This window comes from Desulfocicer niacini, from assembly GCF_054657595.1.
The window spans coordinates 1-2159 of record NZ_BAAHYK010000124.1 but is presented as its reverse complement, the minus strand read 5'-3'; the positions used below and the strand labels follow the sequence as shown (position 1 = coordinate 2159).

General features: G+C 43.6%; 2 protein-coding genes. Both read right to left on the bottom strand.

Annotated features, from left to right (window positions below; translation table 11 throughout):
• Positions 1-58: 58 nt before the first annotated feature.
• Positions 59-1447 carry a multiheme c-type cytochrome gene (locus tag ACYQ2M_RS24970; RefSeq protein ID WP_459919120.1) on the bottom strand — a complete coding sequence of 463 codons (1389 nt, stop codon included), beginning with the start codon at positions 1445-1447 and terminating at the stop codon, positions 59-61.
• A gap of 40 nt (positions 1448-1487) precedes the next feature.
• A complete protein-coding gene (locus ACYQ2M_RS24965) occupies positions 1488-2039 on the bottom strand; it encodes a cytochrome c3 family protein (protein ID WP_459919119.1) in 552 nt (183 codons plus the stop codon).
• Between the last annotated feature and the right edge of the window lie 120 nt (positions 2040-2159).

The following is a 2159-nucleotide window of genomic DNA, read 5'->3' as shown; positions in this document are numbered from 1 at the left end:
AAAGATACAGCCGCTCAAAACTATTTTGGGCGGCTGTATTCATTTTTGAAACTAATGTTTATTTAAACAGTTCAGGTGGCTTTGTTGTATCCCCAGTCGCATTGGGATAATTTTCTGCTTTATAAGATTTCTTACCGCTTTCAATCAGGTGGTTTGCTTCTTCCATGAACCCATTGAAACGTTTTTTGCATTCATAGAAACCATGCCACCATGAATAGTCGGGGGCCATCATTGCCGCGCCCATCCTTGCCCGCCGACCTTCATGATGCCACAATTCATAATATTCCACTTCAAGAGGTTCATCAAAAAACCGGGTTTTGTCCAGCACCCCTTTTTCATAAAGCTCATCCAGTTTTGCTTTGGCTGGTTTGAAATAGACATCATTATATTCTTTAACGGTTTGATCCATCTGGCTGTAATGGGATTCAGTCCACCGTTTTCCATGGCACTGCATACAGACTTCCTGCATTTTGGTCCGCTCTTCCTTCCAGTTGGTCTGAGCAGGAAGCGGTTTAAAATCTTCAGGCCTAACGGTCAACGGGGCCTGCAATTCCCAGGATAATCGTTCAGTGACATCATGAGATGTCATAACGCTGCCAGCGCCTGACATATGACATGATGCGCAAGTGGGTCCCCTGAAATCAACACCGGGTGTCCAGGTACCTGGCGCGGCGGTCCAGTTGTATTCATCGCCAAAAGCATCGTAAATATCGCCATGCTTGGATTCTGTGAAAATTTCTATTTGAGGATGATCCGGGCCCAGATGACATTGACCGCAAGCCTGGGGCTTTCTTGCTTCCATCACAGAAAAACGGTGTCGTGTATGACAGCTGGTACAACTGCCCTTGCTACCGTCCATATTAATCCTGCCGACGCCGACATTGGGCCAGGTTGCGGGATCAAGCTCTTTGTCCGTCATTTTCAAAATTGTTCCGTGACAATGGTAGCAGCCGTTTACTCGTTCAAAATCGCTGTTCATTCCATTATTAAGCCAAGGATCTATTTTCCAGATAATTTCAAGCGTATTGGTATGTTTGCTTTTGCCGTACTGCATGGCTTCATCCGGATGACACCTGGAGCAGTCTTTCGGTGTTACAACGGCAGAGACCGGGACCATGTATTTCTTCTGCCCGTATTTTGTATCATTGGCTTCATACTCTTTAAAATGAGATTGGCTGACATCCGGGTCATGGGATTCTGCAGCATGGCAATCATAGCAGGTGATATTGGCACTGGCATGACGGCTTGCAGCCCAGTCCGAAAAGATTCCCGGATGCTGTTTTTTATGGCATTCGACACAGGCCATGGCCTGGGGTGACATGGATCTTTCTATTCTGAATTCCTTTGATTTTGGCATATTTGTCTGAACATCCGCACTGAACGCAGTGGATTGAAATATGCCAATGAAAAATACTGCCGATAGCAAAACAAGTACATTCCTTTTCATTGTTCCCCCTGTATTTATATTTAAAGTCATTAAGTCCAAATTAAATACCTAAACCTCTATACGGCGCTTGATTTTGTTTATACCGATATATATCACTATCCACATGAACCAGATTCCTGTGGCAGTCCACACATTTTTTTTCATATCCTTTTCTTGGATACAAAACCGTCCGATGGGCAAGCATGGCACCCCGTTTGTTTGGGATATGCAGAATATTTCGGTGGCATTTTTGACATTGGGCATTTTGAAAGGTTTCGTAAGCATGCTCTCGACTCTTTTCGCGATCATATGTTCCATATGTAAAATGAACAAATATATCCTTAATGCCATGGGCTGTTTTGGTGTAGAAAAAATTTATCGTGTCCTGCGGTGCAGGCAGGTGGCAATCCATACAATCGGCTGTAAATCCTTGGGCGTTATTAACATGGGTGGATGTTTTCCAGGCGTTATAGGCGGGCCTGATTTCATGGCATGATGCGCAAAATCCAGGTGTTGAGGTCCTCGCCATTGTATAGTACGTCAAACTGAACATTGGAAAAGCGATGATAATGCCGAGAACAACGAAAATCGCTGGTTTGATGAGTTTTTTCATAGTCTTCCTTTTTTAACGGTGGAGATAAGATTATTCTAAAAAAGGGTGGAACTATTTTTAGGATTTAACCGACCGTACTATGTCATACGAGTCCATGTCAATAAAATATCATAATATCAA

Coding starts and splice junctions, on each gene's coding strand:
- ACYQ2M_RS24965 (WP_459919119.1), bottom strand. CDS start 2,039: ATGAAAAAACTCATCAAACCAGCGATTTTCGTTGTTCTCGGCATTATC.
- ACYQ2M_RS24970 (WP_459919120.1), bottom strand. CDS start 1,447: ATGAAAAGGAATGTACTTGTTTTGCTATCGGCAGTATTTTTCATTGGC.